This window comes from Variovorax sp. PBL-E5 (genome assembly GCF_901827185.1).
Taxonomy (GTDB): Bacteria; Pseudomonadota; Gammaproteobacteria; order Burkholderiales; family Burkholderiaceae_C; genus Variovorax.
The window spans coordinates 2,477,524-2,503,645 of sequence record NZ_LR594671.1 but is presented as its reverse complement, the minus strand read 5'-3'; the positions used below and the strand labels follow the sequence as shown (position 1 = coordinate 2,503,645).

The window sequence follows — 26,122 nt, the reverse complement described above, 5'->3', positions numbered from 1 at the left end:
CGGCAAGCCGTTACGGGCGAATCCATCGACGCGCCTTGGCCGTACTCGCCCTGAATCAACGAGGTGAGAGAGCCACGGTCCATGCCCTTACGCGATATCGCGCTCACGGTGGAAGAGCGCGCCACGAATCAATTCTTCTGGGTCCTGGTCGAAGCAGCGGACAGTGACTCGCCGGATGCCATCCACTACCGGCCGCTCCATTGCGCCTCGGCGCCTCAGTCGAGCTATTCGAGCGCGCTGGTGTTCGGTGTCGCGGCGCTGCGCAGGCTGGTCCAAGCGCAGGCGGTGCGCAGGTCCGAACCAGCGGGCTAGAAGGCGGCTGGGTTCGACCTGCAGGCAAACCCGACTTCAACCGCGTGCTGCGTCGCTCAATCGAGCCTCAGATCCGCGATTTTCACCACCTGGGTCCATTTGATCGATTCGGCCTGAACGAAAGCTGCGAAGTCCTTCGGGCCGCTGTACGCCACCTCGTCGCCTTGCGCTTCGAGCGCGGTCCGCACGGCCGGATCCTTGAGCGCGGTGGCCAAGGCAGTGTTGAGTTGCTTCACCACCCCGGCAGCGGTGCCTGCGGGCGCGAAGAGGCCCCACCACGCGTTGGCCTCGAAGCCCTTCATGCCCGACTCGTCCAGCGTCGGAAGATGGGGGAACGCCACCGAACGCTTCTTGCCGGTGGTCGCCAGCGCGCGAATCTTGCCGGCCTTCACCATGGCCTGGACCACGGGAATATGGTTGATCGAAAACGCCACGTCTCCGCTGATCAGTGCGGTGAGTGCAGCCGGCCCTCCGCTGTAGGGAATATGCGCCGTGGAAAGCTTGTTGGCCTGCTTGAACAGTTCCGCGGCCAGATGCGGAAAGGTACCGTTGCCGTTGCTGGCGTAGAACGCACGTACGCCCTGCTCCTTGAGGTACTTCGTCAGCTCGGCCACATCCACGGCAGGCACCTTGGAGCCGGTGACCAGCACGAGCGGCCCCGAGCTGATCTGCCCCACCGGCGCGAAGTCCTTCTTCGCGTCGTAGTGGAGGTTCTTGTAGAGGGCGGGACCAAAGACCTGTGTGGCCGAGCCGCCCAGCAGGATGGTGTAGCCGTCGGGTTTTGCCTTGGCGACGTAAGTGGCGCCGATGGTGCCGCCGGCGCCCGGCTTGTTCTCCACCACGACGGGCTGGCCGAGGGCGATTGACATCTTCTGGCCCACCATCCGCGCCACGACGTCGACGACGCCTCCGGCCGCAAACGGCACGACCAGCGTCACGGGCCGCGACGGAAAAGCTTGCTGGGCGCCGGCAGGCAGCGCGCAGGCGGCCAGGGCGAAGGTCATCATCAGATCGCGGCGGGAAATAATCATTTCGAGTCTCCTGGATTTCACGAGATCAGCATGGGCTGCTGCGGTTGGGGCGTCGATTGCTGGCGGCTCGCAATGGAGCCGCGCAGGGACCACACGAGAAGATCCTTGACGAGTCGCTCGCGCAATTCCTCGTGCTCGGAGGCGTTCCACAGGTTCCTCAGCTCGCCTGGATCCGTGTGCAGGTCGTAGAGCTCGCCGTAGTTCTCTCCGAGGTAGAACACCACCTTCCAGCGCTCGTCGCGGCGCATCACCATGTACTCCGCGCCGGTCTGGATGTGGTCGCGCGCAAGTTCCGAATACGCCTCGGTGCGGATCGCAGGCGCTTCTCCCTTGAGGATCGGCCACAGCGACTTCGCTTCGAACGACGTCGGCGGCGTGATGCCCGCGGCTTCGAGCACGGTCGGCGCGATGTCCATGAGCTGGACCAGCGAATCGTTCATGCGCTGGCCCACCATCGACTTCGACCAGATGATCAGCGGCACCTTCACCGAGCCCTCGTACATCGTCCATTTCTGGATGTGGCCATGGTCGCCAAGTGCATCGCCATGGTCCGACGTGAAGATGACGATGGCGTTCTCAAGATAGCCGCGCTCGTCCAACACCTGCATGATCTCGCCGACCTTGTCGTCGATCATCGTGACGTTGGCTGCGTAGTGGCGGCGGACTCGCAGCAGTTCGTCCTTCGACGGCCGGTCTTTCCAGGACACGGAGTCGTAGTTGTTGCGAATCATGTTACTGCGCAGCTGGCCGTGCGATGCCGGCTGGGCGGCGAGCTCTTCATCGCTGGTCTCCGGCACCGGGATGTCCACGTTCTCGTACTGTTCGAGATAGCGCGGCAACGGATCGTACGGAGGATGCGGCCCCGGAAAACCGATCTGCAGGAACAGCGGTGCGGCCGACTGGCGCTCCCTCAGCCACCACACGGCGTTGTCGCCGACGAACATGTCGGAGTGCATGTCTTCGTCCAACTGCCAGGGAAAGGCCCCCAGCGCATTGCGGTAGGCCTGCGGATCCTCCGAGAAACGCGTGTAGCGGCTCGGCTTTTGCAACTTGCGCGCGTGCAGCGCCTTGTCCCATTCGTCATACAGCGCGCGCGGGTGCTCGTGCAGGAAGAGCGGGCGGTCCTTGTTCTCCATGAAGAAGCGCTGATGAAATCCGCCCTTGGCGTCGTACGGGTTGATGTGCATCTTGCCGATGTTCACGCAGTGGTAGCCGGCATCGGCCAGGCACCGCACCCATGTCGGCTCCCACGGATGGAAGTTGGTGAAGACGCCCGTCGCGTGCGGGTACATCCCGGTGAACAGGCTCGCCCGCGAACCCACGCACACGGGCGAGGTGACGTAACAGTTGGTGAACGCTGCGCCCTCGCGCGCGAGCCTGTCGAGCACCGGGGTCTTCATCCACGGCGCACCCAGTGCATGGATGGTGTCGTGGCGCTGCTGGTCCGTCATGATCAGGATGATGTTGGGTTTCTCGTTCATGTCTTGGTCCTTGTGTCTTGCAGCGTGAGATAGGGCCGGAGCGCTTCGATCCGCGGCCGCGCGCCGAGGCCGGGTTCGTCGCCGAGGGTGATGGCGCCTTCGCGAACCGGCGGCAGCGCGCCGGCCAGCAACTCGCGCAAGGGATTGGGGTTGGCGTCGACTTCAGCGTAACCGTCGCCGCCGATCGCCGCCTTCAGGTGCAGACTTGCAAGCAGCCCGATGCCGCCGCCCAGCCAGTGCGGGCACAGCCATGCCGATGACGCTGCCGCCTGCTTTCCCAGAGGAAGACAGCCGCTGAAGCCGCCCCACTTCGCCACGTCGGGCTGCAGAACCTTGAGCGCACCGGACGCGAGGAAGCGGCCGAAGTCGCCTCCGCGCAGGTTCTCCCCGGAGGCAAGAGGAATCGCGCTTGTGCGCGCGAGCTGCACCCACGCATCGAGCGGCGCATCGGCGGCGAGGGGCTCTTCCAGCCAGATCGGACCGAAGCTCTCGAGCCGCTGCGACATGTGCACGGCCTCTTCGACATCCCAGGCCTGATTCGCGTCGACCATCAGCGTCGCCGATTCGCCCAGCGCGGCTCTCAGCGTGGCGAGGTTGGATTCGTCGCGCTCGGCGCCGAAGCCCACCTTCAGCTTGAACCTCGTATAGCCTTCCTGCGCCTTGGCCGCCGCGAGGCGCTCGGGCTGCGTGGGATTGAGCCCGGAGGCATAGACCTCGACGCGAGCCGACGTTCCACCAAGCAGGCGCCACAGCGGCTGCCTGGCCTGTTGCGCGACGAGATCCCACAGCGCGATGTCGACACCCGCTGCCACTTGCGCCAGGGGGCCGGGTTCGCCCGACTGGATCGCCAGGATGCGAATCGCTCGTTCGATCGCCGCATGGCATTCGGACGGCGATTGCCAGGCGCGCGAAAGAACAAGCGGCGCGACAGTGGCCATCAGCAGCCGCGCCCGGTGCTCGGCGCCCACCGTCGGAAAGTTGCACCAAGCCTCGCCCCAGCCTTGCGCACCGTCTGCATCCGTCACGTGGACCACGACCGCGGCGCGGTCGTTCAGCATACCGAAGGACGTTTGCACAGGCGTCTCCACCGGTACCCGGTAGACAGAAACCCCCATGGATCGAACGTCGACGGGATGCATCAGTTCTCCAGGTACACGGAGTGTTCCGTCGTGTAGAACGCGGCTGCGCTCGGGCCCACCGAATAAGCGCCGACGCCGGAAGCCTTGATCCCGCCGAAGGGCATATGGCTGTCGGGCACGGTACCGTGGTTCACATGCAGCATGCCGGTTTCGCACTCTTCGACAAAGCGTGCAATGACCTTCGCGTCGTTGGAGAAGAGCGCGGCGGTCAATCCGTAGTCGACGTTGTTGAGGATCGCGATCGCATCGTCGAACGTGTCGTAGTGGACGATGCTGATGACCGGCCCGAAGATCTCCTCGCGCGCGGCAGCCGAATGCGGTTCGACACGATCCAGGATCGTCGGTGCGAAGAAGTAGCCACCTTCGCAGCCCTGGACTTCCAACCCCTGCCCGCCCGCGACGACCAAGGCCCCTTCGCTGCGGGCCTTGCTCACGGCGGACATCACATGCTCGAACTGGGAGAGATGGGTGACGGGACCGAGCTGTGTGGCCGCGTCCATGCCATCGCCGACGCGCATCCTGCTCGCACGCTGCGCGAGACCCTTTGCAACCCGCTCACCCAGCGCACGGCGCACCAGCACGCGGCTCACCGCCGTGCAGCGCTGGCCGGAACACATCAGGGCCGCGCTTGCGACCTGATCGAGACAAGCATCGAGATCGTCCGCATCGTGGATCACGACGGCGTTCTTGCCGCCCAGCTCCAGCGAAAGCTCGGCGAGATTGTTCGCCGTGGCGGCAATGATGCGCCGGCCCGTGCCGACGGAGCCAGTGAACGTGACACCGTGCACCCCACGATGGCCGACGAGCGCGTTGCCGATGTCCGGGCCGCCATGCAGCACTTGCAGGAGCCCGTCGGGCAACATCCCTGTCGCAAGCTCGCCGAGGATGCAGGCTGCTGCAGGCGTGAATTCCGATGGCTTGATGATCGCCGCGTTGCCGAACCCCAGGGCCGGTGCAATCTTGCGCATCGGCGTCATGACGGGAAAGTTCCACGGGGTGATCGCGACGATCACCCCGCGCGGCCGGCGCAGCACGATATTGCGCACGCCTGCGCGCAGCGCGGGCACGTGTCGCGTGCCTTCGGCGGTCATCACGTGCTGCAGCATGAAACGGCTTTCCGAGCAGGCCTTGGCAATCTCGCCGCGACTTTCGAGGAGCGTCTTGCCCTGTTCGGCTGTGATGGCCTCGGCGAGCCGTTCCTTGTTCGCTTCGATCGCGTCGATGAAGCGGGCGAAGGACGCGCAGCGCTCCGGCGCTGGAAGCTTGCGCCACGCGCGTTGCGCGGCCGCTGCGGCAGCAACCGCTTCGTCGACCATTGCGGCCGTCGCCTGGCCATAGGTTCCAACGGGTTGCGAGGGCCGTGCAGGGTTCACGGTCCGGAGCGTCGATGGCGAGTCGCGCCAGATGCCGCCGATGAGGCTTCCGTAGACGAACTTCATGCGAGTGCCCCGAGTCCTGCCGAGCTGGCCTGCCGCGCTGCGGCGATGACCATGTCGGCGCCCTTCTCGCCGATCATGATGGTCGGCGCGTTGATGTTGCCCGACGTCATCCTGGGCATCACCGAAGCGTCGATGACCCGCAGCGCCGAGACCCCGTTGACCGCGAGCTCCGGCGATACCACAGCGCGTGCATCGCTGCCCATGCGACAGGTGCCGCTGGGGTGAAAAACCGTGCTGCCATGGTCGCGACCGAAACGCAGCAGGTCGTCTTCGGTCCGGTGCGTGGAATCGGGAAGCACCTGCGTATCCACAAGGTCCCGAAAAGCCGGCTGCGCATAGATGTCGCGCAGCATCCGCACCCCGTCGGCCATGGTTCGGCGATCGATCTCTTGCGTCAGGTAGTTGGCCTGGATGCGAGGCGCAGCCATCGGGTCCGCCGAAACGATGCCGACCATGCCGCGCGATTCGGGGCGGCATTGGCAGGCAGTGGCGGTAAAGCCGGAAAATCGATGCAGCGGCTCCCCGGGCTTGTCCACGGAAAGCGGCATCACGCTGAATTGGATGTCCGCACGGCTGCCGAGCGCATACCGCGTGCGCGCGAAGCCGCCGACCTGCCCGGCACCGACGGTCAGCGGTCCACGATTGAAGAGCATCCACTCCAGGCCCATCGATGCCAGCCTCAGCGGGTTGCGCACATGGTCGTTCAGCGAATGCGGCTTGCGCAGCTTGACGATCGTGCGGGCCTGGTAGTGGTCCTGCAGATTGGCACCGACCTCGGGCGAATCGACGACCACCGGCACGCCGGCCTGGCGCAACAGGGCCGCCGGGCCCACGCCGGACAGCTGCAGCACCTGCGGCGACTGGATCGCGCCGGCGCAGAGGATGACCTCGCCGTCGGCGATGGCGCTGGTGCGCGAACCGTTGCGGATCCATTCCACGCCGGCAGCGCGCGTGCCGGAGAACAGTACGCGCGTGACGTGCGCGGCGGTCACCACGGTCAGGTTCGGGCGATGCAGAACGGGCCGCAGGAATGCGACCGAGGCGCTGGACCGCCAGCCACCCGCGATGGTGAGGTGAAAGGCGCCGACACCGTAGTCCGTCTCGCTGTTGAAATCTGAGTTGCGGGGCAGCCCGAACTGTTGCGCCGCGTCGAGCCAATGGCCGCAATAGGGATGGTCGTCGCGCAATTCGGAGACGCCAAGCTCGCCTTGGGTGCCGTGATACCGGGACTCGGGGCCGGCGAATGCCTCGGACTTCTTGAAGTATGGCAACACGGATGCGTAGTCCCATCCTGTCGCGCCTTGCGCGGCCCATGTGTCGAAGTCCTCGCGCTGGCCCCGCAGATAGATGAGGCCGTTGATGGAACTCGACCCGCCCAGAACCCGGCCGCGCGGCCACGCGATGCGGCGCCCGTTCAGCGCGTCGCCGCCTTCGGCGTCGAACACGCGGGAGAACTTCGAGTTGTAGATGGTCTTGAAGTAGCCCACCGGCAAACGCAGCCAGAGATTGCGATCGGCCCCACCGGCCTCGAGCAGCAGCACGCGCACAGCGGGGTCGGCGGAAAGCCGGTTTGCCAGCACGCACCCAGCGGAACCGGCGCCGACGATGATGTAGTCGTAGCCGCCGCTCGATCGGTCGGAGCCCGTGAACTGCTGCATAATTGCTTAAATGCCTAAAAGCTAAAAGAATGGTTAATAGTACTTTAGAGCAGAAAGGCGCGTCAAGCCCTCTCGCAGACAGCCCGATGCCGCTCTATCTGCAGATCGCGGACATCCTGCGCGCGCGCATCGACAAGAAGGAGTGGCCGGCGGGCGGCCTGATCCCGACGCTCGAGGCGCTTGCCGAGGAGTTCCGCGTGGCCCGCGTGACCGTCAGGCAGGCCGTCCAGTTGTTGACGAAGGAGGGACTGCTTTCGCCACGGCGGGGGCTTGGCACGGCCGTGACGAAGAGAGACGACGAGCCGAACACGGTGGTGATGAAGACGTCGCTGCAGTCCCTGGCGCAGATGTACGAATCCACCAGCGCGAAGATGCTGACCTTCGACGAAGCCCACGGCACGCCCAAGGTCGGTTCCGAAGTGGGCAAGCTCGGCAAGAACTATGTTTACATGCGGCGGCTTCACTTCACGGAAGGCAGGCCCTATGCGCTGATCTCGCTGTACCTGCTGCAGGACATCTTTCAGCGCTCACCGGACGAATTCAGAACGCACGCCGTGATCCCGCAGTTGCTCCGCATGAAGAACGTACGCATCCAGCGCGCACATCAGACGATGTCGATAGCGACCGCTGACGCGGAAGCCGCGCGTCTTCTCAAGGTGAGGCCGGGCACGCCCGTGGCGCATGTCAGCCGCGTTTTCCTGGACCGGAACGAGCAGGTGCTGTATTACGCGGAGGTGATCTATCGCGGCGACTGGGTCAAGTGGGAGATCGAGTTGCAGCCTTGAAGCTCTGGCCCGCCGGCGCAGCTTCGGCCACCGCCGTCTCCCACCCACCCCCCAGCGCGCGAATCAACCCCACCGTCGCCTGGTACTGCGCCGAGCGCACCTGCAGCGCCTGGCGCCGGTTGCGCAGTTCGCTGCGCCGGGCGTCGAGCAGGTCGAGCTGGCTGACATAGCCATTGCGGTAGCGCGAATCGGACAGCGCGGTCGCGCGGGTTGCCGAGGCGACGGCCTTGGCCTGCACCTCCGACTGCGCGTCCAGGATGCGCAGTGCCGACAGCTGGTCCTCGACCTCCTTGACGGCCGTCAGCACCTGCGTGCGGTAGCTCGCCAGCGCGCCGTCGAGTTGCGCCGATGCGCTCTGCACGCCGGCCTCGCGGCGGCCGCCGTCGAAGAGCGGCAGCGACAGCAGCGCGCCAATGCCCCAGGAGCGCGCCGACCACTTGAACAGATCGCCGGCAGTCGACGATGCATAGCCCGCGCCGCCCGTGAGCGAGATGTCCGGGAACCACGCGGCCTGCGCAACGCCCACGCGCGCCTGCGCCGCCAGCACCGATTTCTGCGCCGCCGAAATATCGGGCCGCCGCGCCAGCACGGTGCCGGGAATGCCGGCCGGAATCACCGGCAAGGCGGCCGACCATGCGTCGGTCCGGAGACCGAAGTTCGATGCCGTATCGCCCACCAGCACGGCGAGCGCGTGTTCGGTTTCCGCGCGCTGACGGTCGAGCGTCAGCGCGTCGGATTCGGTGGCGGCCACTTCGGTCTCGACGCGCGCGACGTCGAGTTCGGCCAGGTCGCCGGCCTGGTAGCGGCGCTGCGTGAGGCGCAGCGTGTCGCGGTAGGCATCGACGGATTCGCGCACCAGCGCGCGCTCGGCATCGAGTGCGCGCAGCGACAGATAGGTCTGCGCGGTCTCGGCCTCGACCAGCAGCTTCGTGCTCTGCAGCAGGCCGGCGCGCGCATCGGCATCGAGCCGCGCCGCATCGCTGGCCTGCGACAGGCGGCCGAACAGATCGACCTCGTACGAGACGTTGGCACCGGCCGTGAGCAAGGTCTGGGCATTCGGACTCTGGACCCGGTCCAACCCTGCCGCGCGGTTCGCGCCCGCGCCGACGCCGATCTGCGGCGCACGGTCGGCATCGGTGCTGCGTGCCAGCGCACGTGCCTCGGCCAGGCGCGCGGCCGCGCCCTGCAGCGTGGTGTTGTTGGCATCGGCGCGTTCGACCAGCGCATCGAGCACCGGGTCATTGAAGGCGCGCCACCATTCGCCGCGCGGCTGCGCTTCGGCTGGCTGGGCGCGTGTCCACGTGCCTTCCTTCGGCGCGACGGCTGCGCCCTGTTCCTTGAATTGCGCCGGCGCGTTGACGGGCGGCAGTTCGGCCGGCGCGGTCGCGCAGCCGGCCAGCACGAGCGCCGCCAGCAGCGGGACCAGCGCGGCGTTCCAGCGCCGGCTCAGAGTTTGAAGATCGCGTGTCATGGTGCGTTGTCCTTTTCGAGCGGCCCCGAGGCCGCGGTCCGTGTCATCAGTCATGCGCCTTGCGCGGTGATGCAGGCATCGGCCGCAATCCGCCACCACCGGCCGCAGCCGACGGTGCAGCGGCCGGCTGGTCGCCCGACACGAAGGCATCGATATGCGGCACCTCGCCGTGCAGCTTGAGCGGCCTGTTGCCGGTCAGCCGGCGCAGCAGCACGTAGAACACGGGCGTCAGGAACAGGCCGAAAGCCGTCACGCCGAGCATGCCGGCGAACACCGCGACGCCCATCGCCTTGCGCATCTCGGAGCCCGCGCCGGTGGACAGCACCAGCGGCAGCACGCCCATCACGAAAGCCAGCGAGGTCATCAGGATTGGGCGCAGCCGCAGGCGGCTGGCCTCGATCGCGGCCTGGATCGGCGTTCGGCCGGCGAACTCCAGCTCGCGCGCGAACTCGACGATCAGGATCGCGTTCTTCGCGCTCAGCCCCACCAGCACGATCAGCCCGATCTGCGTGAACACGTTGTTGTCGCCGCCCGAGAGCCAGACGCCGGTCATCGCGGCCAGGAGGCCCATCGGCACGATCAGGATGATCGCGATCGGCAAGGTCAGGCTCTCGTACTGCGCGGCCAGCACCAGGAACACCAGCAGGATCGCGAGCGGGAACACCAGCAGCGCGGAGTTGCCGGCCAGGATCTCCTGGTAGGTCAGCTCGGTCCATTCGTAGCTCACGCCCTTGGGCAGGGTCTGCGCGGCAATGCGCATCACCGCGTCCTGTGCCTGGCCAGACGAATAGCCGGGCGCCGGGCCGCCGTTGATGTCGGCCGCGAGGTAGCCGTTGTAGCGCATCGCGCGTTCCGGGCCGAAGCTCGAGTTGACCTTCATCAGGGCCGACAGCGGCACCATCTCGCCGCTGGTCGAGCGCACCTTCAGGAGGCCGACGTCCTCCGCACGCGCGCGGAACGGCGCGTCGGCCTGCACGCGCACGCTGTAGGTACGGCCGAACTTGTTGAAGTCGTTGACGTACAGGCTGCCGAGGTAGATCTGCATGGTGTCGAAGATGTCCGTCACCGGCACGCCGAGCTGGCGTGCGCGCGTGCGGTCGATGTCGGCATAGAGCTGCGGCACGTTGACCTGCCAGCTGGTGAACATGCCGGCCAGCTCGGGCGCCTGCTGGGCCTTGGCCATGAAGGCCTTGACCGCCGCGTCCATCTGCTCGTAGCCGACCGAGGCGCGGTCTTCCAGCTGCAGCTTGAAGCCGCCCGTGGTGCCGAGTCCCGCCACCGGCGGCGGCGGGAACATCACGATGAAGGCGTCCTGGATGCCCGCGAACTGCTGGTTGAGCTGGCCCGCGATCGCACCGCCGCTCTGGTCGGCGCGCTGGCGCTCGGCAAAGGGCTTGAGCGTGGCGAACACGATGCCCGAGTTCGAGCTGTTGGTGAAGCCGTTGATCGACAGGCCCGGGAACGCGATCGCATCCTGCACGTTCGGGTTCTTCTTCATGATGTCGCCCATGCGCTGGATCACCTCGTCGGTACGGTCCAGCGTGGCGCCGTCCGGCAGCTGCGCGAAGCCGATCAGGTACTGCTTGTCCTGCGCCGGCACGAAGCCGCTCGGCACGGCCTTGAAGAGGCCGAAGGTGACGCCGATGAGTGCCAGGTAGACCACCAGCATCAGCGTCTTGCGCGAGATCACGCCCTTGACGCCGCCGCTGTACGCCTGGGCACCGCGCCGGAACAGCCGGTTGAAGCCGCGGAACAGCCAGCCGAAGACACGGTCCATGCCGCGCGTCAGCGCATCCTTGGGCGCGTCGTGGCCGCGCAGCAGCAAGGCAGCGAGCGCCGGCGACAGCGTGAGCGAGTTGATCGCCGAAATCACGGTCGAGATCGCGATGGTCACCGCGAACTGCCGGTAGAACTGGCCCGTGAGCCCGCTGATGAAGGCCAGCGGCACGAACACCGCGACCAGCACCAGCGCGATCGCGATGATCGGCCCCGACACCTCGCGCATCGCGCGGTAGGTGGCCTCGCGCGGCGTCAGCCCGGCCTCGATGTTGCGCTCCACGTTCTCCACCACCACGATGGCATCGTCGACCACGATGCCGATCGCCAGCACCAGCCCGAACAGGCTCAGCGCATTGATCGAGAAGCCCAGCACGTGCAGCACGGCGAAGGTGCCGATCACCGAAATGGGCACCGCCAGGAGCGGAATGATCGAGGCGCGCCAGGTCTGCAGGAACAGGATCACGACCAGCACCACCAGCATGATCGCTTCGAGCAGCGTGTGGATCACCGATTCGATCGAGGCGCGCACGAACTGCGTCGGGTCGTAGGCGATGCGGTACTCCACGCCCTCGGGCATGTTCTTCTGCAGCTCGTCCATGGTCTTGCGCACGTTGGCCGAGATGTCGAGCGCGTTCGAGCCCGGCGCCTGGAACACGCCCATGCCGACCGCCGGGTCGTTGTTGAGCAGCGAGCGCAGCGAATAGTCGGCCGCGCCGAGCTCCAGGCGCGCGATGTCGCGCAGCCGCGTCACCGCCCCGTCGGCCCCGGTCTTGACGATGATGTCGCCGAACTCGTCCTCGTTCTGGAGCCGGCCCTGGGCATTGATCGAGAGCTGCATGTCCGCACCCTGCGCACCCGGCGACTGGCCGACCACGCCGGCCGCGGCCTGCACGTTCTGGCCGCGGATCGCGGCCACCACGTCGTCCGCCGACAGGCCGCGCTGCGCGACCTTCTGCGGATCGAGCCAGACGCGCATCGAGTAGTCGCCGCCGCCGAAGATCTGCACCTGGCCTACGCCCTGGATGCGCGACAGCGGATCCTTGACATTGAGCACCGCGTAGTTGCGCAGGTAGTTCATGTCGTAGCGGTTGTTCGGCGACACGAGGTGCACCACCATCGTCAGGTCGGGCGCGCTCTTGACGGTCGTGATGCCCAAACGCCGCACTTCCTCGGGCAGCCGCGGCTCGGCCTGCGAGACGCGGTTCTGCACCAGCTGCTGCGCCTTGTCGGGATCGGTGCCGAGCTGGAAGGTCACGGTCAGCGTCATCACGCCGTCGGTGGTCGCCTGGCTGCCCATGTAGAGCATGCCTTCGACGCCGTTGATCTGCTCCTCGATCGGCGTCGCCACCGTCTCGGCGATCACCTTCGGGTTCGCGCCGGGATACTGCGCGCGCACCACCACCGAGGGCGGCGACACCTCGGGGTATTCGGAGATCGGCAGGCTGCGCAGCGCGATCAGGCCGGCGATCAGCATCAGCAGCGAGAGCACGCCGGCGAAGATCGGCCGGTCGATGAAGAACTTGGACAGATTCATTTTGGGATTCCTCCGGAAGCCCGGATCAGGATTTCGCGGCGACCACGGCCTGCGCCTGCGGCGGCTCGGCGCGGGCGTCCATGGTCACGCTCTGCGGCGCGACCAGCGCGCCGGGACGGATGTGCTGCAGGCCGTTGACGACGATGCGCTCGCCGGCCTTCAGGCCCTTGCTCACCACGCGCAGACCGTTCACCGGCGCGCCGAGCGTGACCTCGCGGTACTCGGCCTTGTTGTCGTCGCCGACGACCATCACGTACTTCTTGTTCTGGTCGGTGCCGATCGCGCGTTCGCTGACCAGCAGCGCGCTGTCGCTGCGCGCCTGCCCCATGCGGATGCGCGCGAACTGGCCGGGGATCAGCGCGCCGTCCTTGTTGTCGAAGGCGGCGCGCACGCGCACCGTGCCGCTGCGGGCGTCGACCTGGTTGTCGATCAGCTGCAGGCGGCCTTCGTAGGGCGTGCCGTCGAGGCCGGCGGTGCCCATCTGGACCGGGATGCCGTCGATCCTGCTGCGCGCGCTGGCGCCGCCGGGCAGGTCTTTCAGCGCCCGCACGACGACTTGCTCGTCGACATCGAAGCTGGCGTAGATCGGGCTTACCGACACCAGCGTCGTGAGCACCGGCGCGCCGGGGCCGGCGGCGACGAGGTTGCCGACCGTGACCTCCAGCTTGCCGATGCGGCCGGACACCGGCGCACGCACCTGCGTGTAGCCGAGGTTCAGGCGCGCGCTCTGCAGCGAGGCCTGCGCGGCATGCAGGTTGGCTTCGGCTTCGCGCCCGGCATTGACGCGCTCGTCGAGTTCACGCTGCGCGATGGCCTGCTCGTCCCACAGCCGGCGCGCGCGTTCCTGCTCTCTGCGGCTGAAGGACAGGCGCGCCTGCGCCGAGGCGACCTGTGCCTCGGCCCGCTCGACCTCGGCCGCATAGGGCGCGGGGTCGATGGTGATCAGCAGCTCGCCCTGCTTGACCAGCGAGCCTTCGCGAAAGTGCACCGCCTGCACCGCACCGGCCACGCGCGAGCGCACGTCGACCCGTTCGACCGCTTCGAGCCGGCCCGAGAACTCGTCCCAGGCATTGACGTCGGAGGCGGCGACGGTGGCCACCGAGACCGGCGTCGCGCGCGGCGCCGCGACCGCCTTGGCGTCGTTCGCCTCGGCATTGAAGCTGTGCAGGCCGAGCACCGCGCAGGCGATCGCGATCGCCGCGGTCAGGCCGGTCACGGTGGGCCAGACGCCGCGGCGGGCCAGGGAGGAGAGCTTTTGCTTCGTCATGATGAAACGTCCTTTTGGGTGACTCTTGGGATGCAAAGGGCCGCCCTGCGCGGATGGCGCGGGGAAGCCGGAAAACGGATCGATCGGTGGGCGCGGCGTCCCGGCATCGGGAAGGCAGGCGTCGCTCGGGAAAATCACTCTCCCCGCACGGTGGTTGTGCCACCGCATCGACAGAGAAACCATGACCTCGCCCATCAGGGGCGGTTCGTGCGACAGGGGCCTTCAGGGCCCTGGCGCCGCGGCCCGCCTAGTGCGGTGGCGGTGCCGCGCTGAAGAACTCGCGGAAGTGCTGCTGCACCGTCGCCTCGCAGGCTGCGCAGCCCGAGCTTTCAGGCTCGTACAGTGCATCGGGCCAGTTGTCGGCACCCGGCAGCACATGCCGGGTCACCGGAATGCCGGCCTCGCTCAGCCGGCGCGCGAAGTTCATGCCTTCGTCGCGCATCGCGTCGTCCTGCCCGACCAGCACCAGCGTCGGCGCCAACTGGGCCAGCCGCAGCGAGGCGCCGGGCACCGCATAGGGATGCGTGGTGTTCATCGGACAGGCCAGGTACTCCTGCCAGCCCGAAGCCCATCGGCAATTCGGCGTATCGCCGCTCGCCTTGCGCAGCGAGGCCGTGCCCGCGCAGGGGTCCAGCATCGGCGACAGCAGGATCTGGCCGGCCAGCGGCGGATGTGCCCGGTCGCGCGCCATCAGCGCCACCGCGGCGGCCAGGTTGCCGCCGGCTTCCTCGCCGGCCAGGAACATGCGGGCGCCCTTGCCGGCCATCTTCACGCGCTGCTTGTAGAGCCATTCGAGCGCCGCATAGCCGACCTCGATCGGCTCGGGGAACGGCGCCTTGGGCGCCAGGGGATAGTCGAGCGACACCACCACCGCGCCGGCCCCCGCCAGCAGGCGTGCCACGTTGCGGCCGTTGTCCAGATCGCCGCAGACGAAGGTGCCGCCGTGGAAATGCAGCACCAGCGGCACCGTGGCACCCCGCGCCCGCTGGCCGTACAGGCGCGCCGCGACCGGCTCGCGGTCGGGCAGCTCGATGCGGATGTCGGTTTCGGCGCCCGGTGCCGCCACGGGGGCGGCAGCAGGGTGCGGAGTCGGACGGGATGACATGGACAACCTCAGTGGGTGAACGATGGCTTGAATATAAGCCGCGCATTGACCACCGCAACGGGCCATCGAACCCCACTCTGTTTCCAATCAATCAACAATCGCTTCGGGGCAACATGTGAGAATCCCGCTCCGCCGGCGTTCGCCGGCCCCATGGAGAAACATCGAATGGACCAGATCCAGGGCATGCGGATCTTTGTCCGCGTCGTCGAGGCGGGCACTTTCACGCGCGCCGCCGACTCGCTCGGGCTGCCCAAGGGCACCGTGACCAAGCAGATCCAGGCGCTGGAGTCGCGCCTGCGCGTGAAGCTGCTCAACCGCACCACCCGGCGCGTGACGGTCACGCCGGACGGCGCGGCGTATTTCGAGCGCACCGCGCGCCTGCTGAACGACTTCGACGAGATCGAGGCCAGCATGACCAACGCGCAGGCCAACCCGACCGGGCGCCTGCGGCTGGATGTCGGCTCGGCGATGGCACGGCTGGTGATCCTGCCGGCGCTGTCGACCTTCTGCGACCGCTACCCCGACATCCAGGTCGACCTTGGCGTCAGCGACCGCACGGTGGACCTGATCACGGACAACGTCGACTGCGTGATCCGCGGCGGCGATCTGACCGACCAGTCGCTGGTCGCGCGCCGCATCGGCACCCTGCCCTGGATGACGGTGGCCTCGCCGGCCTACCTCAAGCGCTACGGCACGCCGCAGCATCCGGCCGACATCGAGAAGCGGCACTTGGTGGTGAGCTTCTTCTCGGGCAGCACGCGGCGCATCTTTCCCCACGAGTTCGTCAAGGGCGACGAGCACATCGAGCTCGCGGGGCCGTACCGCGTGTCGGTCAACGACAGCAATGCGCACATGACGGCGGTGCTCGGCGGCTTCGGCATCTCGCAGGTCATCACCTACATGGCCGAGCCCTACATCGCGAGCGGCGAGCTGGTCGAGATCCTGCACGACTGGATCCGGCCGCCCCTGCCGGTGCATGTGGTCTATCCGCCCAATCGCCACCTGAGCGCCAAGGTGCGGGTCTTCGTGGATTGGGCGGCAGAGCTGTTCGCCAAGCATCCGAGGCTGCAGCGCAGCTGAGCACCGACCGGACCTGTCGAGCGCTCAGGCGTCCGCTGCACGGGGCTTCACACGGTCCGCCAGTGCGATGGCCGCCGCGTCCTCGCCGCCGGGCACCGCGATGCGCGCATGCTCGACGAAGCGGCCGTCCTGCCAGCGATAGATCAGGGCATCGACATCGCTGTCGCCCAGCGTCATCCGCGCCGGCTGGCCCGCGACATCGCGGGCCAGCTGCGGCACCACCAGATAGCGCGTCGCGCCATGGACGAAGGTCTCCACCGCGCGCGCCGGCGGTGTCGAGTTCCTGAATGCAATGCATGGAGACGTCCGAGAGAAGTGAATGCGGCCAGCCTAGAAGCCGAACAGCCGCGCCGGGTTGTCGCGCAGGATTTTTTCTCGCGCCGCGGCATCGGGCACCCAATCGGCCAGGAGCTCAAGCAGTTCGCCGGTGTCGCGCCCGCCTTCGGGAATATGCGGCCAGTCGCTGCCCCAGATCACGCGACCGGGCACGGCTTCGACGATGGCCTGCGCGACCAGCCGCTCATCATGTACCCGCGCAACGCGGGCATCGGCCTCTACTGGAAAGTGCAGGAGCTGTGCGCCAAGGCCGGCTTTCGGCCGCGGATGGTGCAGGAGGCGCGCGATGCGTCCACCATCATCGGTCTCGTGGCCGCGGGGGGCGGCATCGCACTGGTGCCCAGCGACACCCAATGCATCCAGCTGGCGGGCGTGGTCTATCGGCGCCTGCTCGACAAGGAGGCGGTGTCCACGCTGCACCTGGCCTATCGCACGGCGCACGAGAGCGCCTACCTGCGCCTGTTCCTGGAACGGCTCCGGGCGGCGCCGCCGGCTTCACGGCGTGCCGGGCGCTGAGCCGCGACGCTCGGCCGTCCATGCGTGCCGCAGCGCTCGCTGGCTCGCGGGCGGCAACACACCGAGGCGCACATGGTCCGGCAGGCCGAAGGATGCGGTGTCGCGCAACTGGACGCCGGCATCGCGCAGCGCCGCGGCCCGCGCGGCATGGGGCGTGTCCGGGCGCGCGCAGAAGAAGTTCGCGACGCTGGGCAGGCAGGTCCAGCCGAGCGCTGTGCACATCGCCTGCTGCTCGGCCTTCCAGTGACGAAGCTGCGCCAGACTGTGCCGCAACCAGGCCTGAGCGTCCTCTTCGGTCCAGGCCGCGAGCAGCGCCACGCCATGCGCACCGAGGGGCCAGGAAGGCGCCAGCCGATCGAGGCGCGCACGCATTCCCTCTTCGCCGGCCGGCGCGATCGCGTAGGCCGCGCGCACGCCCGTCAGGCCCAGCGCCTTGTTCGGCGTCCAGAGCTGCCAGACGCGCGCCTTCTGCGCCGCGCCGAGCCCCAGGCGTCCTTCCAGGCGCAAGGGCTCATAGGCCAGATCGAGGACGCAGACGGCCTGCGCAGGCAGTGCGTCGATCACGCCCTGCAGGCCGTCCTGGGCCTGGCCGAGCGGACTCGACGGATCGCAGCACCAGACCAGGTCCGCATCGGCCGACGGTGACGGCGCGCATTGCACTGACAAGCCCCAGGCCTGGGCGGCGCGCAGGCAGTCGCCGTAGCTGCAAGGCGGCAGCGACACTCGGCGCCCGCCCTGCTGCGCGACGGCCGCGCTGATGCGTGCGATGAATTCGCTCGCGCTGGCCGCGATCAGGATGCGTTCGTCCTCGACACCATGGAACGCGGCGAGCCGGGTGCGCAGCGCGGTGAAGCGCGGGTCCGGGTAGCGGGCGGCGTCGGCAGCTTGCAGCGCGTCCAGCGCGGCGGGGCATGGCCCGCAGGCATTGCCGTTGGTGGAGAAATCGTGCGGCACGGCGCCTCGGGCGTCGGGGCCGCCGTGGACCGGGCCTGGATCCTCGAAGGCGCTCATGGCCATCCGATCGCCGACAGGCCCGCGATGGCGATCGCGGCGCAGACGGCCCATGCGATCACTGCACGCGAGGCCAGGTCCACGGCGCGCGAGGTGTCGGCCGAGGTCGCGGCTCGACCGGCCGCATGGAGCGTGTAGACGCCGGGCTTGGCGAGGCGCACATCGAGCAGCATTGCCATTGCGGCCATGGGCCAGCCGCTGTTGGGGGACGGGGTTTGATCGGCTTCACGGCGGATCGCCCCCACCCCGGCCTTCCCCCGGAGGGGGAGGGAGCAAAGCAAGAGCACCAGCGCGGTGAGGCGCGCGGGCGGCCACGAGAGCAGGTCGTCCGCGCGCGCGGCCCACTTGCCGGCCCATTCCCAGACACGGCCAGCGCGCTCGCCGCGGTAGCCCCACATCGCATCGGCCGTGTTGGCGAAGCGGTAGATCGCGGCGCCGGGCAACCCGCCGAGCACGAACCAGAACAGCGGCGCGACCAGCGAATCGTTGAGGTTCTCGGCCAGCGATTCGATCGCGCTTTCGCGCACTTCGCACTCGCTCAGCTCGTTCACGTCGCGGCTCACCAGCCTCGCAAGCTGCGCGCGGCCTTCTTCGAGCGAGCGGCCGAGCGCCGCCTCGACCGCGAGCACTTCGTCGCGCAGCATGCGCCAGGCGAGCAAGGGCTTGAGCGCGAGGCCGATGAGCACGGCAGCGGCCCAGGGTGGGAGGCGTTCGGCGATGGCAGCGACGATCCATGCGGCGCAGAAGACCATCGCGGCACCGCCCCACCAGGCAGCCGCGCCGGCGACGAGGCGTGGAAGATCGCACGCGCGTGACGCCATCTCTGCACGCGGCGCGATGCGTCGCCCGATCCATCCGAGGTAGCGGCCGATCCAGACGACGGGATGCCAACGAGGGGGAGGCTCGCCGAGCCAGCAGTCGATGGCCATGGCGAGCAACAAGGCCGCGACACTGATCAGCGCTGTCGTGCCCCCACCCCGGCCCTCCCCCAAAGGGGGAGGGAGCCAAACCGCCGGCGCGAACATCTCAGTCTTCAATTCCGCGCTGAGCGGGAATACCAGCTTTGAACGCATGCTTGACCATCTGCATCTCGGTCACCGTGTCGGCCAGTTCGATGATCTCGGGCGGGCAGCGGCGCCCGGTCAGCACGACGTGCACTTCCTTCGGCCGTGCGCGCAGTGTGTCGAGCACGCCTTGCAGCGGCAGCCAGCCGTAGATCAGCGGGTAGGTGACCTCGTCGAGCACCACCATGAAATGCTCACCCGAGAGGATCGCCGCCCTCGCCTTCTCCCAGCCATCGCGCGCGAGCTGCGCCGAGCGTTCCAGGTCCTGGCTCTTCCAGCTGAAGCCGTCGCCCAGGCCTTCGATGGGGATGCCGATCTGCTCGAACATGCGGTGCTCGCCGAAACGCGCGCTCGGCACCTTCATGAACTGGTAGATCTTCACCGCCTTGCCGCGGCCGTGCGCGCGCAGCGCGAGGCCGAAGGCGGCGGTGCTCTTGCCCTTGCCGTCGCCGGTGTTGACGATCACGATGCCGCGGCGCTCGCCTTCGGGCTTCTCGTAGGGTCTTTCGCTGGGCGGAGTTTCGATCTGCATGGGTGTCCTTCCTTCTTTCGTCAATGCGGTATCGCCATCCAATGGCCGGCCACGCGGTGAACCGTCACGCGCCCGTCGAAGACCGCTTCGAGCGCTTCGTGCGTCGCGGGGTCGTCGCAGGCGCCGTGGTGCAGCACGCGCCCCTCGGCCATCACCACCATCGCATCGGCGGCGAGCGCGGCGTTGAGTTCGTGCAGCACGCTGACGACCGTGCGTCCTTCGGCGGTCAGTGCGCGCGCGGTCTGCATCCAGTCGGCCTGATGCGGCGGATCGAGGTTGGCCAGCGGCTCGTCCATCAGCAGCAGCCCGGCTTCGACCGCCAGCGCGCGCGCCAGCAGCACGCGCTGCCGCTCGCCACCCGACAGCTGGCCGAGCGGCCGGCCGCGCCATGCCCAGGCCTGCGTACTGCGCAGCGCGCGTTCCACGGCGGCGCGATCGAGCGCGCTCGGTGCCGCGAGCCAGCGCTGGTGCGGCAGGCGGCCGAGCATCGCGACGTCGTAGACCATCAGGTCGTCGGCGCTGCCCTCGCCCGCGCCGCCCTGCCCGAGCCAGGACAGCCGCTGCGCGCGCGCGCGTCCGGACAGCGCAGCCAGCGGCTCGCCGAACAGATGCACGCCGCCCGTGTGCGCGAGCAGGCCCGCGAGCACCTTCAGCAGTGTCGACTTGCCGGCGCCGTTCGGCCCGACGATGCTGGTCCAGCGGCCGGACGCCAGCGACAGATCGATGCCGTGCAGCACCTCGGTGACGCCCAGCGTGGCGCGGACCTGCCGGGCCTCGAGCGCGATCTGCTGCGCGACGGGCGTGGCCATCAGAAGCCTCCGCGCGCGCTGCGCCGGTGCATCAGCCACAGCAGGTAGCTGCCGCCCAGCACCGCGGTCAGCACGCCGACCGGCAGTTCCTGCGGCGCGATCAGCCAGCGCGCCAGCAGATCGGCCGCCATCAGCAGCAGGCCGCCCATCGCGGCCGACAGCACCACCAGCCGCGCATGCGTGGTCTTGACGGCCGAGCGCACCAGGTGCGGCGCTGCAAGCCCGACGAAGGCGATGAGCCCGGTCTGCGCCACGGCCGTGCCCGTGGCCAGCGCCAGCACCGCGACCAGCGCCGCGCGCATCGCGCCCAGCGGCAGGCCCAGGCTGCTGGCAGTCGCCTCGCCGAGCGCCAGCCCGTCGAGCACCGGCGCCAGCGCCCAGCCGCACAGCAGGCAGAGCGCGCCCAGCCCGCCCATCACCGCACACGCGCCCCATCCCACCAGGCCGGTGCTGCCCAGCATGAAGCCCTGGATGGCCTGCAGGATGTCGGCCGATGCGATGGTGACCAGGTCCTTGACCGCACCGAGCACCACGCCGACGATCACGCCCGCGAGCAACAGCCGCAGCGTCTGCTGCACGCCGCGCGCCAGCAGCAGCGTGAGCAGCACGGCCAGCACCGCGCCGAGGAAGGCCGCGCCGGTCAGGCCCAGGCGCACCACCCATTGCGTGCTGGTCGGCGACACGCCGAACATCCACAAGGCCAGCGCCACGCCGAGCGAGGCGCCCGATGCGCTGCCGAGCAGATAGGGATCGGCCAGCGGATTGCGAAACAGCCCCTGCGCGACCGCGCCCGCCAGCCCGAGCAATGCGCCGGCCAGCCAGGCGCCCAGCGTGCGCGGCAAGCGGATGTCCCACACGATCTGCATCGCCACCGGATCGTCGCGCACCGCCAGCACGCGCTCGAAACCGGTGCTGCCGATGCCAGCGCCGAGCACGAGCAGCGCGGCGCTCAGCAGCAGCAGCGCCAGACCGAGCGCGAGCGCGCGGCGGTGCTGGCTCTTCATCCGCGCTCTCCGCGCGTCTTGTCGGTCTTGTCGAGCAGGCATTGCGCCATCAGCCGCGCGGCCTCGCCCATGCGCGGGCCGGGCCGCACCAGCACGTCGGATTCGGCGGCGGTGAAGCGGCAGATGCGGCCTTCGCGCACGGCGCGGATCGCACCCCAGCCCGGCCGCTGTTCCAGACCTTGCGCGCTGCGCGCGCCGACCATGATCAGGTCGGGATTGGCGCGCACCACGTACTCGGGATTGAGCTTGGGGAAAGGCCCGAGCGAAGCCGGCACGATGTTCCTCGCGCCGAGCCGCGCGAGCGTCTCGCCGATGAACGAAACTTCGCCGGCCGCATAGGGCGCGCTGTTGACTTCGAAGTACACGCGCGTGCGCTTCATCACTTCCGCGGGCAGCGATTGCGCCGCGGCCGAGACGCTGGCATCGATGGTGCGCCATACCTGCTGCGCATCGTCGACGCCGAGCGCACGGCCCAGCGCGTCGAGCACGCGCCGCACGTCGGCATGGCTCTTCGGTTCGAGCACCAGCACCTTGAGGCCGAGGGCCTCGAGCCGCTGCGTCACGCGCGAGGACTTGGCCAGCAGCACCAGATCGGGCTGGAGCGCGACGATCGCCTCGACATTCGGATCGAGCCCGCCGCCGACCTGCGGCAGCGCACGCACCGGATCGGGCCAGTTGGAATAGCGGTCGACGCCGACCAGCCGGGCGCAGGCGCCGAGCGTGCAGACCGATTCGGTCAGCGAAGGCAGCAGCGACACGATGCGCTGCGGCGGCCGCGGCAGATCGACGCGGACGCCGCGCTCGTCGGACACGACCACCGCTTGCGCGGCGAAGGCCAGTGCGCACAGCAGCACGGCGGACGCCAGGCGCAGAAGACGGTTCATCGGGGTTCCTTCAAGGCGAGCGGCAAGCCGGCCGCCATCAGCGTGACGCGGTCGCAGGCGGCTGCGACCTCCTGGTTGAGACGGCCCAGCGCATCGACGAAGGCACGCACCTCGCGGCCGAGCGGGATCACGCCGAGGCCGATCTCGTTGCCGACCAGCACGATGGGACCGCGCGCATCGGCCAGCGCCTTCAACAGCAAGGCTTGGGCGGTCACGATCTGCGGCGGCGCCGGGCTCAGCGCGGCATCGAGCGGCATCAGCAGGTTGGTGAGCCACAGGGTGAGGCAGTCGACTAACACCAGCGTTGCGGGCGCGCTGTGCGCATCGATGGCCTCTGCCAGCGCGACCGGCTCCTCGACCGTGACGAGCCCGGGCACGCGCTGGGCGCGATCGGCCCGATGGCGCGCGATGCGCTCGCGCATCTCGTCGTCGTGCGGCATGGCGGTCGCGATCAACACCGCATGGCGGCCCGGCGACGCGGCGAGCCAGTCGACGGCGCGCTGTTCGGCGCGCCGCGACTTGCCGCTCTTCTGGCCGCCGAGGATGAATTCGCGCTCAGCCATGGTCGAAGCCGATCGGCGCTGGCAGGAAGAGCCGCGCGGTGGCCGCGAAACTGGAATCGAACCACGCGTGGAAATAACTCGCGCGCACCGGCCCCTGCACATAGAGCGCTTCGCCTGCGCTCGCCGTGCGGCCGCCACCGGGCCGCACCGTATGGGCCGAGGGCGCCAGCGGTGTCTCGCAACTCGAGAAATGGAAGGTATGCCCGCGCAAAGTTGCGTCTCCGAGTGTCAGTTGCTGCGGCCCGAGACCCGCGAGCCGCTTGTGCATTCGCACATGGCCCGGCAGCAGGCCCCACATGCGATGCGCCTGTCCGTCGGCCGTGGTCAGCGTGTCGAACAACGCCATCATGCCGCCGCATTCGGCCCAGACCGGCTTGCCCTGCACGACATGGCGCGCCAGCGACTCGCGCAAGGCAACGTGGACGGCGAGCGCACCCGCATGCAGCTCAGGATAGCCGCCCGGCAGCCAGACCGCATCGCAGGGCGGCAGCACCTCGCCGGCCAGCGGCGAAAAGAACGAGAGCTGCGCACCGAGCGCGCTCAGCACATCGAGATTGGCCGGATAGATGAACGAGAAGGCCGCGTCGCGCGCGATCGCGAGGGTGCGGCCGGCCAGCAGCGGCGCGCTCGGCGCGGGCTGCGCCGGCGCGACCGCATCGAAGCGAACGCGCGGCAGCCCTTCGACCGGCAGCCGGCCCAGCGGCGTCGCGGCCAGCGCATCGGCGGCGGCATCGAGCCGGGCCATCGCATCGCCGAGCTCGCCGGTCGCGACCAGGCCGAGATGGCGTTCGGGCAGCGCGAAGTCCGTGCCGCGCGGCAAGGCGCCGAGCCACTGGTCCGGCTCGCGCAGCGCGTCCTTCAGCATGCCGGCATGGCGTTCGCCGGCCACGCGGTTGGCCAGCACGCCGGCCCATGGCAGGCCGGGCCGGAAGTTCTGCAGCCCGTAGGCCAGCGCGCCGAAGGTGCCGGCCATGGCCTGCGCATCGATCACGGCCATCACCGGCAGACCGAAGCGCTCGGCCAGATCGGCCGCGCTGGGCGACCCGTCGAACAGGCCCATCACGCCTTCGACGATCACCAGTTCCGCCGCGCTCGCCGCCGCATGCAGGCGCGCGCGGCAATCGGCCTCGCCGGTCATCCAGAGATCGAGCGAATGCACGGGCGCGCCGCTCGCGAGCGCGAGCCAGTGCGGGTCGAGAAAATCGGGGCCGCACTTGAAGGCCCGCACGCGGCGGCCCTGGCGCGCATGCAGCCGCGCGAGCGCCGCGGCCACCGTGGTCTTGCCCTGCCCGGAGGCCGGCGCGGCCACGAGCAGCGCGGCGCAGGCGGCAGGGGCCGCCGGGTCGCCGGCGTGCGCGTTCAGTGCGGCGTCCACTTGAGGCCGACGTAGGCCGAACGTCCCGCCATGGCGTAGGTGTTGGCCAGCATATAGTCCTTGTTGCCCACATTGTCGATGCGCGCCACCAGGCTCAGCTCGGGCGTGAGCTGCGTGCTGGCCACGAGGTTGAGCAGCGTGTAGCCGCCGAGCGTGATGGTGTTGGCCGAATCGTCGAAGCGCTTGCTCGAGGCCTGCACCTCGGCGCCCAGCAGCCAGCCGCCGACGCGCCAGTCGGCGCCGAAGCTCGCATGACGGCGCGCGCGGCGGGCCAGCAGGTTGTCGTTGCTGCGGTCGTGCGGATCCTGGAAGTCGAGCGAGCCGCGCAGCGTGACCTCGCCGATGCGGTCGTCGGCCGTGAGCGTGATGCCTTCGTACTCGGCGCGCCCGGTGTTGGCATAGCAGCCGAAGCCCGAACCGCAGGCCGTGGCGCCGCCGTCGAAGTTGATCAGGTTGGTCACGCGGTTGCGGTAGACCACGAAGCCCGCGTGCGTCGCGCCCTGCGTGTACTGCAGGCCGGCCTCGACGTTGCGGCTCTCTTCAGGCTTGAGGCTCGCCGAACCGTACTGGCTGAAGCGCTGGAACAGCGTCGGCACGCGGAAGGCGTTGCCGGCCGACACGGTGGCGCGCCATTGCGGCGTGATCGCGAAGCCGTAGGCCGCGCTGCCGGTGGTCTTGCCGCCGAACTCGCTGTCCTCGTCGTGGCGCACATGCAGTTGCAGCGAGTGCGGACCCTGCACGTAGCTGTAGCCGAGCGAGAGTGCGTTCTGGGCCCGGTCGCGCGACAGCTCGGGGCTGGTGGCCGAGGTGGCGGCGTTGTCGAGCGCGTCCTCGCGGCGTTCCAGCGCCGCGGTGAACAGGTGCGGACCGAAGCGGAATTCGTTCTGGAACAGGTAGCTGCGCAGATGCGTCTCGGTCTGGTAGAACGAAGGCTCGGTCTTGTAGAGGCTGTCGGAATCGGTCACCTGCACGCGCGTGCTGTAGACGTCGCTCCACTTCGCGAGCCAGGCCACGCTGGCGGTGCGCAGCCGGTTGTAGCCGATGTCGTCGGGGAAGAACAGGATCGGCTTCTTGACGCCGGAATTGTCGTAGCGCGCAGCCATGTCGTTGTAGAGCAGCGAGGTCTCGATGCGCTGCGAGGGATCGATCTGGAAGCCGAGCCGCAGGTTGCCCGAGGTGCTGTTGTAGCCGTCCTTGTCGGGGTCGGTGATGCCGACCTTCGAGATGTCGCGCTTGCTGACCGGCTGCACGTTGAAGCCGGTGTTCTCGTCGTGCGCGACGCCGAGCGAGTAGTCGAAGGCGCCGCTCGCGCCGCTGACACCGGCCTCGAGGTGGCGCAGGCCGTAGCTGCCGAAGCCGACACCCGCGTAAGGCGCCACGCCGGCCTCGCCCTTCTTCGTGAAAAGCTGGATCACGCCGCCGATCGCATCCGAGCCGTAGACCGCGGCGGCCGGGCCGCGCAGCACCTCGATGCGGTCGATCTGCGCGAGCGGAATGCTTTCCCAGGCGGCGCCGCCGGTGGATTGCGAGTCGACCCGCACGCCATCGATGTAGACCGCGGTGAAGCGCGTCTCGGCGCCGCGCAGGAACACGCTGCTGGTGTTGCCGGGGCCGCCGTTGCGTGTGATCTCGACACCGGGCAGGCGCGCCAGCACGCCGGCCACGCCGACCGCGCCGCTGCGCTCGATGGTCTCGCGGTCGATGATCGAGACGTCGCTGACGAGGTCGGACACGGGCTGCGCGACGCGGTTCGCGGTGACGACGGTTTCGCCGAGCGATGGCACCGCCTGCGCAAAGGCGTTGCCGCCGATGGCCGAGACGAGCGCGAGCGGAAGGCAGGCGAGCCGAAGGCGCGCAGGCGCGGATGCGCGGGAGAGGCGCGAGGAGGAAACACAGGTTTTCATGGGAACGACAAGAGATCAAAGCCCGCCACCGGCTTCCCCGCCA

General features: G+C 68.8%; 24 protein-coding genes. 4 read left to right on the top strand and 20 right to left on the bottom strand.

Annotation, left to right across the window (positions count from 1 at the left end):
• The first annotated feature begins 81 nt into the window (after positions 1 to 81).
• Positions 82 to 312: a hypothetical protein gene (locus tag WDLP6_RS12200; protein ID WP_162592554.1), complete on the top strand. Its 231-nt coding sequence runs from the start codon at positions 82 to 84 to the stop codon at positions 310 to 312.
• A 56-nt stretch (positions 313 to 368) separates the two neighbouring features.
• Here the strand turns inward: WDLP6_RS12200 and WDLP6_RS12195 are convergent, their stop codons facing one another.
• Genes WDLP6_RS12195 through WDLP6_RS12175 form a run of 5 tightly spaced genes read right to left on the bottom strand, consistent with a single transcriptional unit; the run spans position 369 to position 7,060 of the window.
• Positions 369 to 1,316, bottom strand: a complete 948-nt coding sequence (locus WDLP6_RS12195) for a Bug family tripartite tricarboxylate transporter substrate binding protein (protein ID WP_162592553.1) — start codon at positions 1,314 to 1,316, stop codon at positions 369 to 371.
• Positions 1,317 to 1,360: 44 nt separating this feature from the next.
• On the bottom strand, positions 1,361 to 2,824 hold the full coding sequence (locus WDLP6_RS12190) for a sulfatase family protein (RefSeq protein WP_162592552.1): 1,464 nt from the start codon (positions 2,822 to 2,824) through the stop codon (positions 1,361 to 1,363).
• Positions 2,821 to 3,939, bottom strand: coding sequence for a mandelate racemase/muconate lactonizing enzyme family protein (locus WDLP6_RS12185; RefSeq protein WP_269475595.1), 1,119 nt, complete (start codon positions 3,937 to 3,939; stop codon positions 2,821 to 2,823). Before WDLP6_RS12185 ends, WDLP6_RS12190 begins: the two co-directional genes overlap by 4 nt.
• A gap of 23 nt (positions 3,940 to 3,962) precedes the next feature.
• A complete protein-coding gene (locus WDLP6_RS12180) occupies positions 3,963 to 5,402 on the bottom strand; it encodes an aldehyde dehydrogenase family protein (protein WP_162592550.1) in 1,440 nt (479 codons plus the stop codon).
• Positions 5,399 to 7,060, bottom strand: coding sequence for a GMC family oxidoreductase (locus WDLP6_RS12175; RefSeq protein ID WP_162592549.1), 1,662 nt, complete (start codon positions 7,058 to 7,060; stop codon positions 5,399 to 5,401). The genes WDLP6_RS12180 and WDLP6_RS12175 overlap by 4 nt, the downstream gene beginning before the upstream one ends.
• Before the next feature lie 86 nt (positions 7,061 to 7,146).
• Between WDLP6_RS12175 and WDLP6_RS12170 the strand changes: the two genes are divergently transcribed.
• Positions 7,147 to 7,845 (top strand): GntR family transcriptional regulator, encoded by a 699-nt coding sequence (locus WDLP6_RS12170; protein ID WP_232077044.1) that lies wholly within the window; start codon positions 7,147 to 7,149, stop codon positions 7,843 to 7,845.
• On the opposite strand, the gene WDLP6_RS12165 is transcribed toward WDLP6_RS12170, so the two are convergent.
• The 4 genes from WDLP6_RS12165 to WDLP6_RS12150 all read right to left on the bottom strand — a co-directional run bounded on the left by WDLP6_RS12165 (position 7,817) and on the right by WDLP6_RS12150 (position 15,001).
• A complete protein-coding gene (locus tag WDLP6_RS12165; protein ID WP_162592548.1) occupies positions 7,817 to 9,316 on the bottom strand; it encodes an efflux transporter outer membrane subunit in 1,500 nt (499 codons plus the stop codon). The two genes, WDLP6_RS12170 and WDLP6_RS12165, sit on opposite strands and share 29 nt — an antisense overlap.
• 46 nt (positions 9,317 to 9,362) lie before the next feature.
• Positions 9,363 to 12,629 carry an efflux RND transporter permease subunit gene (locus tag WDLP6_RS12160; protein ID WP_162592547.1) on the bottom strand — a complete coding sequence of 1,089 codons (3,267 nt, stop codon included), beginning with the start codon at positions 12,627 to 12,629 and terminating at the stop codon, positions 9,363 to 9,365.
• A 25-nt stretch (positions 12,630 to 12,654) separates the two neighbouring features.
• Positions 12,655 to 13,896, bottom strand: coding sequence for an efflux RND transporter periplasmic adaptor subunit (locus WDLP6_RS12155; protein ID WP_162592546.1), 1,242 nt, complete (start codon positions 13,894 to 13,896; stop codon positions 12,655 to 12,657).
• A gap of 247 nt (positions 13,897 to 14,143) precedes the next feature.
• Positions 14,144 to 15,001: an alpha/beta hydrolase gene (locus WDLP6_RS12150; RefSeq protein WP_162592545.1), complete on the bottom strand. Its 858-nt coding sequence runs from the start codon at positions 14,999 to 15,001 to the stop codon at positions 14,144 to 14,146.
• A gap of 165 nt (positions 15,002 to 15,166) precedes the next feature.
• On the opposite strand from WDLP6_RS12150, the gene WDLP6_RS12145 reads away from it, so the two are divergent.
• Positions 15,167 to 16,081 carry a LysR family transcriptional regulator gene (locus WDLP6_RS12145; protein WP_162592544.1) on the top strand — a complete coding sequence of 305 codons (915 nt, stop codon included), beginning with the start codon at positions 15,167 to 15,169 and terminating at the stop codon, positions 16,079 to 16,081.
• A gap of 24 nt (positions 16,082 to 16,105) precedes the next feature.
• Here the strand turns inward: WDLP6_RS12145 and WDLP6_RS12140 are convergent, their stop codons facing one another.
• Both WDLP6_RS12140 and WDLP6_RS35065 read right to left on the bottom strand, forming a co-directional pair.
• Complete coding sequence (locus tag WDLP6_RS12140; RefSeq protein WP_162592543.1) at positions 16,106 to 16,339, bottom strand: hypothetical protein; 234 nt, start codon at positions 16,337 to 16,339, stop codon at positions 16,106 to 16,108.
• A 72-nt stretch (positions 16,340 to 16,411) separates the two neighbouring features.
• Positions 16,412 to 16,570, bottom strand: coding sequence for an amidohydrolase family protein (locus WDLP6_RS35065; RefSeq protein ID WP_332105581.1), 159 nt, complete (start codon positions 16,568 to 16,570; stop codon positions 16,412 to 16,414).
• On the opposite strand from WDLP6_RS35065, the gene WDLP6_RS35060 reads away from it, so the two are divergent.
• Positions 16,532 to 16,933, top strand: a complete 402-nt coding sequence (locus tag WDLP6_RS35060; RefSeq protein WP_232077446.1) for a LysR family substrate-binding domain-containing protein — start codon at positions 16,532 to 16,534, stop codon at positions 16,931 to 16,933. The genes WDLP6_RS35065 and WDLP6_RS35060 overlap by 39 nt on opposite strands.
• Here the strand turns inward: WDLP6_RS35060 and WDLP6_RS12130 are convergent.
• Genes WDLP6_RS12130 through WDLP6_RS12090 form a run of 9 tightly spaced genes read right to left on the bottom strand, consistent with a single transcriptional unit; the run spans position 16,913 to position 26,079 of the window.
• A complete protein-coding gene (locus WDLP6_RS12130) occupies positions 16,913 to 17,944 on the bottom strand; it encodes an aminotransferase class I/II-fold pyridoxal phosphate-dependent enzyme (protein ID WP_174259865.1) in 1,032 nt (343 codons plus the stop codon). The two genes, WDLP6_RS35060 and WDLP6_RS12130, sit on opposite strands and share 21 nt — an antisense overlap.
• Complete coding sequence (gene cbiB / locus WDLP6_RS12125) at positions 17,941 to 18,969, bottom strand: adenosylcobinamide-phosphate synthase CbiB (protein WP_162595065.1); 1,029 nt, start codon at positions 18,967 to 18,969, stop codon at positions 17,941 to 17,943. Before cbiB ends, WDLP6_RS12130 begins: the two co-directional genes overlap by 4 nt.
• Position 18,970: 1 nt before the next feature.
• Entirely contained in the window at positions 18,971 to 19,540 is a 570-nt protein-coding gene (gene cobO / locus WDLP6_RS12120) for a cob(I)yrinic acid a,c-diamide adenosyltransferase (RefSeq protein WP_162592541.1), read from the bottom strand.
• Positions 19,541 to 19,560: 20 nt separating this feature from the next.
• The gene (locus WDLP6_RS12115; protein ID WP_162592540.1) at positions 19,561 to 20,349 is read right to left on the bottom strand and encodes an ABC transporter ATP-binding protein; all 789 of its coding nucleotides are present in this window, start codon (positions 20,347 to 20,349) and stop codon (positions 19,561 to 19,563) included.
• Positions 20,349 to 21,353 carry a FecCD family ABC transporter permease gene (locus WDLP6_RS12110; protein ID WP_162592539.1) on the bottom strand — a complete coding sequence of 335 codons (1,005 nt, stop codon included), beginning with the start codon at positions 21,351 to 21,353 and terminating at the stop codon, positions 20,349 to 20,351. The genes WDLP6_RS12115 and WDLP6_RS12110 overlap by 1 nt, the downstream gene beginning before the upstream one ends.
• Positions 21,350 to 22,237, bottom strand: a complete 888-nt coding sequence (locus tag WDLP6_RS12105; RefSeq protein WP_162592538.1) for an ABC transporter substrate-binding protein — start codon at positions 22,235 to 22,237, stop codon at positions 21,350 to 21,352. The genes WDLP6_RS12110 and WDLP6_RS12105 overlap by 4 nt, the downstream gene beginning before the upstream one ends.
• A complete protein-coding gene (locus tag WDLP6_RS12100; RefSeq protein ID WP_162592537.1) occupies positions 22,234 to 22,800 on the bottom strand; it encodes a bifunctional adenosylcobinamide kinase/adenosylcobinamide-phosphate guanylyltransferase in 567 nt (188 codons plus the stop codon). Before WDLP6_RS12100 ends, WDLP6_RS12105 begins: the two co-directional genes overlap by 4 nt.
• Positions 22,793 to 24,175, bottom strand: a complete 1,383-nt coding sequence (locus WDLP6_RS12095; RefSeq protein ID WP_162592536.1) for a cobyrinate a,c-diamide synthase — start codon at positions 24,173 to 24,175, stop codon at positions 22,793 to 22,795. The genes WDLP6_RS12100 and WDLP6_RS12095 overlap by 8 nt, the downstream gene beginning before the upstream one ends.
• Complete coding sequence (locus tag WDLP6_RS12090) at positions 24,160 to 26,079, bottom strand: TonB-dependent receptor domain-containing protein (protein ID WP_162592535.1); 1,920 nt, start codon at positions 26,077 to 26,079, stop codon at positions 24,160 to 24,162. The genes WDLP6_RS12095 and WDLP6_RS12090 overlap by 16 nt, the downstream gene beginning before the upstream one ends.
• Positions 26,080 to 26,122 lie beyond the last annotated feature (43 nt).

What these genes read in the sequence shown, in the direction of transcription:
- WDLP6_RS12200 (WP_162592554.1), top strand. Translation starts at nt 82, where the DNA reads ATGCCCTTACGCGATATCGCGCTCACGGTGGAAGAGCGCGCCACGAAT.
- WDLP6_RS12195 (WP_162592553.1), bottom strand. Translation starts at nt 1,316, where the DNA reads ATGACCTTCGCCCTGGCCGCCTGCGCGCTGCCTGCCGGCGCCCAGCAA.
- WDLP6_RS12190 (WP_162592552.1), bottom strand. Translation starts at nt 2,824, where the DNA reads ATGAACGAGAAACCCAACATCATCCTGATCATGACGGACCAGCAGCGC.
- WDLP6_RS12185 (WP_269475595.1), bottom strand. Translation starts at nt 3,939, where the DNA reads ATGGGGGTTTCTGTCTACCGGGTACCGGTGGAGACGCCTGTGCAAACG.
- WDLP6_RS12180 (WP_162592550.1), bottom strand. Translation starts at nt 5,402, where the DNA reads ATGAAGTTCGTCTACGGAAGCCTCATCGGCGGCATCTGGCGCGACTCG.
- WDLP6_RS12175 (WP_162592549.1), bottom strand. Translation starts at nt 7,060, where the DNA reads ATGCAGCAGTTCACGGGCTCCGACCGATCGAGCGGCGGCTACGACTAC.
- WDLP6_RS12170 (WP_232077044.1), top strand. Translation starts at nt 7,147, where the DNA reads ATGCCGCTCTATCTGCAGATCGCGGACATCCTGCGCGCGCGCATCGAC.
- WDLP6_RS12165 (WP_162592548.1), bottom strand. Translation starts at nt 9,316, where the DNA reads ATGACACGCGATCTTCAAACTCTGAGCCGGCGCTGGAACGCCGCGCTG.
- WDLP6_RS12160 (WP_162592547.1), bottom strand. Translation starts at nt 12,629, where the DNA reads ATGAATCTGTCCAAGTTCTTCATCGACCGGCCGATCTTCGCCGGCGTG.
- WDLP6_RS12155 (WP_162592546.1), bottom strand. Translation starts at nt 13,896, where the DNA reads ATGACGAAGCAAAAGCTCTCCTCCCTGGCCCGCCGCGGCGTCTGGCCC.
- WDLP6_RS12150 (WP_162592545.1), bottom strand. Translation starts at nt 15,001, where the DNA reads ATGTCATCCCGTCCGACTCCGCACCCTGCTGCCGCCCCCGTGGCGGCA.
- WDLP6_RS12145 (WP_162592544.1), top strand. Translation starts at nt 15,167, where the DNA reads ATGGACCAGATCCAGGGCATGCGGATCTTTGTCCGCGTCGTCGAGGCG.
- WDLP6_RS35060 (WP_232077446.1), top strand. Translation starts at nt 16,532, where the DNA reads ATGCGGCCAGTCGCTGCCCCAGATCACGCGACCGGGCACGGCTTCGAC.
- WDLP6_RS12130 (WP_174259865.1), bottom strand. Translation starts at nt 17,944, where the DNA reads ATGAGCGCCTTCGAGGATCCAGGCCCGGTCCACGGCGGCCCCGACGCC.
- cbiB (WP_162595065.1), bottom strand. Translation starts at nt 18,969, where the DNA reads ATGTTCGCGCCGGCGGTTTGGCTCCCTCCCCCTTTGGGGGAGGGCCGG.
- cobO (WP_162592541.1), bottom strand. Translation starts at nt 19,540, where the DNA reads ATGCAGATCGAAACTCCGCCCAGCGAAAGACCCTACGAGAAGCCCGAA.
- WDLP6_RS12115 (WP_162592540.1), bottom strand. Translation starts at nt 20,349, where the DNA reads ATGGCCACGCCCGTCGCGCAGCAGATCGCGCTCGAGGCCCGGCAGGTC.
- WDLP6_RS12110 (WP_162592539.1), bottom strand. Translation starts at nt 21,353, where the DNA reads ATGAAGAGCCAGCACCGCCGCGCGCTCGCGCTCGGTCTGGCGCTGCTG.
- WDLP6_RS12105 (WP_162592538.1), bottom strand. Translation starts at nt 22,237, where the DNA reads ATGAACCGTCTTCTGCGCCTGGCGTCCGCCGTGCTGCTGTGCGCACTG.
- WDLP6_RS12100 (WP_162592537.1), bottom strand. Translation starts at nt 22,800, where the DNA reads ATGGCTGAGCGCGAATTCATCCTCGGCGGCCAGAAGAGCGGCAAGTCG.
- WDLP6_RS12090 (WP_162592535.1), bottom strand. Translation starts at nt 26,079, where the DNA reads ATGAAAACCTGTGTTTCCTCCTCGCGCCTCTCCCGCGCATCCGCGCCT.